At 34.4% G+C, this 7,986-nt stretch carries 7 protein-coding genes and 1 pseudogene; 1 reads left to right on the top strand and 7 read right to left on the bottom strand.

Features of this window, described 5'->3' with window-relative positions; genetic code table 11:
- Positions 1 to 125: 125 nt before the first annotated feature.
- The 7 genes and pseudogenes from E2558_RS10470 to pta all read right to left on the bottom strand — a co-directional run.
- Positions 126 to 304: pseudogene (locus tag E2558_RS10470) on the bottom strand (IS6 family transposase); the annotation flags it as partial.
- 155 nt (positions 305 to 459) lie between these two features.
- On the bottom strand, positions 460 to 801 hold the full coding sequence (locus E2558_RS10465) for a YuzB family protein (RefSeq protein ID WP_126564958.1): 342 nt from the start codon (positions 799 to 801) through the stop codon (positions 460 to 462).
- A 194-nt stretch (positions 802 to 995) separates the two neighbouring features.
- Positions 996 to 2,072 (bottom strand): phosphomevalonate kinase, encoded by a 1,077-nt coding sequence (locus E2558_RS10460; protein WP_126564957.1) that lies wholly within the window; start codon positions 2,070 to 2,072, stop codon positions 996 to 998.
- Positions 2,073 to 2,084: 12 nt separating this feature from the next.
- Entirely contained in the window at positions 2,085 to 3,068 is a 984-nt protein-coding gene (gene mvaD, locus E2558_RS10455) for a diphosphomevalonate decarboxylase (RefSeq protein WP_126564956.1), read from the bottom strand.
- A gap of 4 nt (positions 3,069 to 3,072) precedes the next feature.
- A complete protein-coding gene (gene mvk, locus E2558_RS10450) occupies positions 3,073 to 3,996 on the bottom strand; it encodes a mevalonate kinase (RefSeq protein WP_126564955.1) in 924 nt (307 codons plus the stop codon).
- Positions 3,997 to 4,604: 608 nt separating this feature from the next.
- Positions 4,605 to 5,447 carry a lipoate--protein ligase family protein gene (locus E2558_RS10445; protein WP_126564954.1) on the bottom strand — a complete coding sequence of 281 codons (843 nt, stop codon included), beginning with the start codon at positions 5,445 to 5,447 and terminating at the stop codon, positions 4,605 to 4,607.
- Positions 5,447 to 6,436 (bottom strand): phosphate acetyltransferase, encoded by a 990-nt coding sequence (gene pta / locus E2558_RS10440; protein ID WP_126564953.1) that lies wholly within the window; start codon positions 6,434 to 6,436, stop codon positions 5,447 to 5,449. Before pta ends, E2558_RS10445 begins: the two co-directional genes overlap by 1 nt.
- A gap of 174 nt (positions 6,437 to 6,610) precedes the next feature.
- Between pta and hemQ the strand changes: the two genes are divergently transcribed.
- On the top strand, positions 6,611 to 7,360 hold the full coding sequence (hemQ, locus tag E2558_RS10435) for a hydrogen peroxide-dependent heme synthase (RefSeq protein ID WP_126564952.1): 750 nt from the start codon (positions 6,611 to 6,613) through the stop codon (positions 7,358 to 7,360).
- Positions 7,361 to 7,986: the final 626 nt, after the last annotated feature.

Genomic DNA, 7,986 nt, shown 5'->3' with positions numbered 1-7,986 from the left:
GCATTACCTTTCTTTTTTATTTGGTGTGGTAGCTAATAATTATAGAGGTAATTGCGCTATTTTTGTATTCAAAACATAAAAATTGGACTGATGATTTTTAGTCATCAGTCCAATTTATTATAGAGCCATTTATAATAGTCTTTTTTATGCTTTTTCTTCCAAATTCGATACGAAATAGGAGCATATTCTTGAACCCGACGGTAGACCGTTGAATGATGAATCTTTACATCACGTTCTCTTAATTTTCAAATATATCACGATAACTAAGTGCATATCTTATACAGTAGCCAACAGCTACAGTTATGACGTCCTTGTTAAATTGTTTATATCTGAAATAGTTTGTAGAGAACGCTTCTTTTTTATTAAACTTATACTATAAAATTAACTTTGCAACAGAATCCCTTATTACTAAGTTTTATATACTATTGCCTAAGTAATACTAATAAACTAAAAAGAATCTTATTTAGCGGCTTTACGTTTAGCTAATTTTTCTTTTAATTTTCTATCTTGTTCTTCTTTGCGTCGTTTACGCTCTTCGTTACGTTTACGTAGTCGCTCTTCTTCTTCGGGATCACGTGGTTTTTTCAGTTGTGCTGTCACCTTTTCCATTAATTCATCTTCAGTGAGTGCAGCAAGTGGGCGGTTGTTTACGAATGCGAATGTTTTACGACGTCCTGGGCCACAATAGGATTGGCAACCTATTTCAATTTCTGCTTCAGGATCTAATTTTTCTAATTTTTTCTTTAATGTTTTTATATTTACTGCCTGGCATTCATCGCAGATTAGGAATTTATTTTTCATTTTCCACCCACCTTTCTATTTTTATTATTATATATATTTTGCCTCTATGAGTTATCGACTAATTTAACTCTAATTATTTTACTCTTTTTATTGAAAAATTCAAGCACTGGTTTAAAAGTCCTACATTTTCCCAATAAAAAAAGCAAGACACTAATTTCTTAATCGAATTATGTCTTACTTATTTCTCTATTCTTCTATTGGCCGTGATAAATTCTAAATTTAAGTGGTTTAATACCTTTAGCTTCCCATTCATTATAAATGCGCTGTTTATCAATACGGTTATCTATAATTGTAATACCGCAGTCGCCTCCACCAGCGCCAGAAGTTTTCGCGGCGCCACCAAAACGCTCTCCAATATCACACAGTAATTTTAAATTCTCTGTTTCAATATCTACCGTTGCTTCATTATCCATTTGTTGAATAATGCTGCGGTTTTGACGAATCATCTTTTGTACGCCTTTAATATTATTTGTTTTAAATGCATAAATTAAGTTCTCAACACATGTATGCGATTGATCTAAAAATTCCCCATAAAAAATAGGGTCCGATTTAAGACGTTTCACTTCACTTACTAAATGAGGTGAAGATGCAGGTGAACCCGTCCAGCCTATCAATACTTCCATATTCTCAGGCGCTTGAAGTGGCTCAATATGAAGACCAGGCCAGTTCTTCTCTAAAACATCTGTAACAGATGTTTCTTCCATTTGTTGTTTCACCCATTCATGATCAAAGGTACTATACGCTAACCAGCCACTATATACACTTACAGCGATATCTCCACATGAACTTAAACTTTGAAGTCGCATGTTTGCAATAACAGCTAATTTATAAATATATAAATTAGATAATTGCATCTCATAAAATTCATTTAACACTTTAACGACAGAAACTAATACTGCAGCACTTGAACCTAAACCATACTTCTGACCTGAAGCATCATCTAGATTACTATCAATCGTCAAGTGGAAATGTTTTAAGTGGATATTACAACTTCTAGCATACTGTTCAAAAACTTCAATTGCCGTTACTACATATTTTAATTGGTTTGCGGCATGCGCATCAGATATTTCAATTTTATCTTCATTGCGATAAAACGTTACTGGTTCGTAATGTAACGTTTTAGAATGAATGGTACCTGATACTTCATTTGAAGCCTCAATAGTAGCCGTAACAAATCGGTCCACAGCAATTAAGACAGACTTATAGCCTGGCTCAGTTACTGCATATTCACCTGCTACATATAGTTTCCCGGGTGCTTTCACCTGAATCATTATATCTCTTCCTTACTTAATTATTTCGACGCCTGAATGTGTAATGTCGCTTGTGATGATTTGCGCTTGGTCAAATGTTTCTAAAAATTTATCTACAATTGCTTGTTTATTTTTCTTTTCAATTAATACTTTTACGTTAGGGCCTGCGTCCATTGTGAAGTAACAAGGTAAGCCTGCTTCTCTACATTCATGTACAATACGCATCGCTTCATAGCTTTCTGGTACTAGATATGTAAATGGAGGTTGCGCACCTAAATTCGTTGCGTGCATACGTAAGCCATTTGCTTCAATAACTTCACCCATACGTTTGAAGTCTTTCTGTGCAATCGCATCTTTTGTTTCTTTTAAGTCTTCGTCAACACGATCTAACCAATATTGGTAGAAACGAGAGGTATCACGTGTTAATGACATCCCTGAGCGACTTGAAACTTTTTTAGATTTATTATTAATAACAACAAAAATCATGGCTAGGTCGTCTTCCCAACCATTTGCATCAATACTATGAGCATATGATGTAGCATCGTCATGCCCTTTTTCCCATTCAGCGAAACCGCCGAAAATACTACGTGAAGCTGAACCAGAGCCACGACGCGCTAAACGTGATAAATCTTTATCAGATAAACCTAATTGTAGTGCCTCATTACAAGCACCCGCTAAAGCAGCATAAGCACTAGCTGAAGACGCTAAGCCTGCAGCTGTTGGTACGAAATTCTCACTTTCAATTAAAGCATATGTTGTGATACCTGCTTCTTTACGAATCATATCCATATAACGTTGAATCTTTGCGCTTTCTTTCGCATCGACTTCTTCTCCGTTAAGAATTAACTGATCCTGAGATAATGTTTCGTCAAAAGTTACTTGTGTTTCCGTATAAAAACGGTCTAACGTCACCGATAAACTATTATTCATTGGAATGATTAATGCTTCATCCGCTTTACCCCAATATTTAATCAGTGCTATATTCGTGTGTGCGCGTGCTTTACCACTTTGTTTCAATGGTTTATCCTCCTAACTTTTCAATCCACGTATGTTGTGCGCCAGCTTTCTCGGCTGCTGAAACAATCGCTTTCGCCGTATTTAACTCTCTAGCTAAAATCAGCATACTGCCTCCACGACCGCCACCTGTCAATTTACCTGCTACAGAGCCATGTTGTTCACCTAATTTCAACAACATTTCAATTTTATCGTGACTCACTGTGAGCGTACGTAAATCCGATTGACATGCGTTAAATACTTCTGCTAATTGATCAAAGCTATGTTGTTCAATCGCTTCACTTGCTGAATAAACTAAGCTTCCGATATGTTCAACGACTTTCATGTATTCGTCATCGTTATCACATAAACGATGAACATCTTCTACCGCTTGCTTTGTAGAGCCTTTAATTCCTGTATCAATCACTACCATATAGCCATCTAAATCTAAAGACTTTAAGATTTCAACTTCGCCTTTTTGATACCAAACCGGTTGATTCGTTACGATCGTTTTCGTATCAATTCCGCTTGGTTTACCATGCGCAATACGTTCTGCCCAATCCGCATGTTCCAATAATTCTTTATCTGTTAACGGTAAGCCTAAGTAATCATAACTTGCTCTGATGAATGCCACTGCTACGGCAGCACTTGAACCCAATCCTCTTGAAGGTGGTAAATTAGCTTGAATTTTAACTAACAACGGTTCTTCAACTTTTTTATTTTCAACAAAATGTCCAATTAATGATTTCAAATGTTCTGGCGCATCATATAATGGGCCGTCGTACACATCACTTTGAATCGCTGAATAGTTACCTTTTTCTAAACTTTCAATAAGCACTTTGACTTTGCCTGAAGTAAATGGGATTGCAATTGCTGGTTGTCCGAAAGTGACCGCATGCTCCCCGATTAATATGATCTTCCCGTTAGACTCCCCATAGCCACGTTGTACCATGATATCTCACCTTTAATATTCTTTCTGAAAATTATTTCGAGGCACGCATACGCATTTATATGACATATAACCTCAATGATGATAACGTACTCTTACGTTTTTTAAATTACTGTCAATCTATTTTCTGTTTTATAACAATTGTGTTTTATGCTGGTATAGTAAGTTCAAATATCTAAAATAAATTTAATAATAATTTATGTTATAAAACTCATATCAATAATTAGTATAAAACTTTGTCAAAATTAGTTCAAAACTTAAAAATATTTATACCCTAAAATCAAAATTATTAACATCGTTACAACCCTTGTTGTATGTTAAACAATGTTTTTAATTACCTTAGGGTTATCCATTGGAATATGATGATAATTTTCATCCAATTTGAAAACACGCAATGACAGTATTTTTTAGTTTCCAAATAAAATATTCCAATTTAACTTAAATTAGTCCACCTAAATTATATTACTATAAAAATAAGTAGGAATATAGCACTTTATAATAATTACAATGCATTATTCTACTTATTTTAACTTTTTCCTCCATTAAAAAAGAGGTCTTTTATTACTTCAAAAGTAATAAAAACCTCTTCTTAATATTCATTCAATTAACGCTTACTTCTTATCCATTGAACGTGTCATTTTTTCGTTACGCTCAATCATTTTATCAAAATAACCTTCGTAACGTGTCCATTCATCATGAGTAATCTCATCCATATTGAGATTACCACCTAAATCTTTAATAGCATGTAGTAATTGGAACATCACATCTTGAACTTTAATTTCACGTCCAAGTAATGTTTCTAATGACGCCATACATTCAGGTTGAATATCTGGATATTTAAACTTAGTCGTTTCACCTTTAAGAGCACGTTCATAAAAGACACGCATCATTTCAGCACGTTCAGAACCAGAACCTTCAACACAAAGGTAGATTTGAACGGCAATACCACCACGTACACGGCGTTGTGAAATACCTGCAAATTTCTTGCCATCAATGCTTAAGTCGAACTTCCCTGGACAATACGAATGTTCAATTTCTTTCGTATCTATATCAATATCTTCATTTTCAAACATTTTACAAATCAATAAATACATCACAGTGAATGCTTCATCAATTGTCGTTTCAGTTTGACCTTTAAAGATAAGAGAAATATTTAAAACACCTTGATCGAGCACTACGCCAAGGCCTCCAGAGTTTCTAACTATCGCATTATAACCGATTTCATCCGTTAAATATTGAATACCATCTTTAAGAAATGGCAAGCGGGAATCATGAATACCTAAGATGACGGTATGTTGATGAATCCAAGTTCTCACAACATTGCAAGATAGATCTTTACCTACGCTTTCTGAAAACGTGTCATCAAATGCAAATGACTGCATTGACGCTAAACCAGAAGTATGGTCTACATAGCGCCAATCAATGTCATTAAAATATTTGCTTGCTAAATCCATTATTGTAATGTTTGAGCAGCAGTGATGATTGATAAGTTATAAACGTCTTCAGTTGAGCAACCACGAGATAAGTCGTTAACAGGTGAATTTAAACCTTGTAATACAGGACCAACTGCGTCGAATCCGCCTAAACGTTGTGCAATTTTGTATCCAATGTTACCAGCTTCTAAGCTTGGGAATACGAATACGTTTGCATCACCTTGGATTTTAGCGCCTGGTGCTTTTTTCTCAGCAACAGCAGGAACGATAGCAGCGTCGAATTGGAATTCACCATCGATAACTACGTTGTCTAATCCTTCAGATTCAACTTTTTCTTGTGCTAATTTAACTGCGTTAGCAACTTTTTCAACATCGTCAGATTTAGCAGAACCTTTAGTTGAGAAGCTTAACATAGCTACGCGTGGGTCCATACCAAAGCTTTTAGCAGATTTAGCACTTTCAACAGCGATTTCAGCTAAATCAGAAGATTCTAATGTTGGGTTGATTGCGCAATCACCAAATACATATTGTTGGTCATCTTTAATCATAAAGAAGATACCAGAAGTTTTAGATACGCCTGGTTTTGTTTTAATGATTTGTAATGCAGGGCGAACAGTATCACCAGTAGAATGTGCAGCACCACTTACTAAACCTTCAGCATGACCAGCATAAACTAACATTGTACCGAAGTAGTTAACGTTATCTAATAATTCTTTAGCTTGTTCTTCAGTTGCTTTGCCTTTACGACGTTCAACAAAAGATTTAACTAATTCAGGTTTTAATTCGCTTGTAGAAGGATTGATTACTTCGATATCTGAAATATCTAATCCTTTTTCTTCAGCTAATTGTTTTATTTTGTCGTTATCACCTAAAACAATTGGTGTTACGTAGTCAGTTGCTTGTAATTTTGTAGCAGCTGTTAATACACGTTCATCTTCACCTTCAGGTAATACGATTTTGACATTTTTTCCTGAAAGTTTTTCTTGTAATACATCTAATAAACTAGACATAATGCCCTCCTAAATAATTTCATAATAATATTTTGCAACTTAATTATACTGTATTTGTAACGAGATTTCCATTTCACCAATTTGTAATCATTTAGGTATGTTTCACATTTCTCTTTGTGATAAAATTTAACCTGTATTAAATGATAAAACATTATATTAAAGGAGCGATATTTTATGAGTGAAGCAGCCGAAACATTAGATGGTTGGTACAGTCTTCATTTATTTTACGCTGTAGATTGGGCCACTTTCCGATTAGTGCCTGAAGATGAGCGTGAAGCAATGATTAACGAATTTAAATCATTTATTAACGATAAAGCAAGTGCTAGAGATGAACACGCTGGCGATTATGCGTTGTATAACATTACTGGACAAAAAGCTGATATCCTATTATGGTACCTACGTCCAGAAATGAAAGAATTAAATGCAATTGAGAATGAATTAAATAAACTTCGTATTGCTGATTTCTTTATTCAAACTTACTCATATGTATCAGTTATCGAATTAGGTAACTATTTAGCTGGTAAATCTGATGAAGATCCTTACCAAAACCCACATATAAGAGCACGCTTATATCCAGAATTACCTAGAACAGAATACATTTGCTTCTACCCAATGGATAAACGTCGTAATGAAACATATAACTGGTACATGTTACCAATGGAAGAACGTAAAAAATTAATGTATAACCATGGTATGATTGGCCGTCAATATGCTGGTAAAATCAAACAGTTTATCACTGGTTCAGTAGGTTTCGACGATTTCGAATGGGGCGTAACATTATTCGCAGATGATGTCTTACAATTCAAAAAAATCGTTTATGAAATGCGCTTTGATGAAACAACAGCACGCTACGGAGAGTTTGGTGGCTTCTACATCGGCCATATTTTAAAAACAGACGATTTCGACACATTCTTCGCGATTTAATAACGCGAATAAGTTGAAACTAGTCTCTCAGAAAACGACTGCATAACGATTTCAAATATAACTGAATTCAAATGGTTTCTATCTTAAGGTAGAAACCATTTATTATATCGATCATTAATAAAGAAGTTCTTATATAGGCAACCATGCTAAACGATGAAGAAATCTATATTGAAGAATTTGAAGTGCAGTTTGAAGAGACACCTAGTGGAAAAGAAAGTACCGAGTGACTACAGGAATGAGCCTTTCCCTCAAGAAAGCATAGCAACTTAAGTGAGTGAAAACCTATCTTAGAACGCCTTTTAAATGAATATAAACATAACGGCCCGTAAATTTTGCATCTACGGGCCAGCTTCTAAAATCTATATAAAAGTAAGTATGATTTGTTAAAGGAAAGTACACTTCTATCTCAAAGTGTACTTCGTGTAGTATGTTTGGGAGAACTTAATTACTACTTTGAACGTTAACATTATGAAAAATATTGTCGCTACCCAATATTATTCATAAATTGTTAACTAATTATTATTTAACCGAATTGTAATGTTTTGAAACATTATAGAGAAAGTCTGTAAATTATTTTTTAATTAAGTATATTACAACTTTATGTTATTACCGTCTTATTAATTCTT

It is taken from the genome of Staphylococcus pragensis (assembly GCF_004785665.1).
Classification (GTDB): domain Bacteria; phylum Bacillota; class Bacilli; order Staphylococcales; family Staphylococcaceae; genus Staphylococcus; species Staphylococcus pragensis.
Note: the sequence above shows the minus strand (reverse complement) of the source record. Positions and strands in the feature narration are given on the sequence as shown.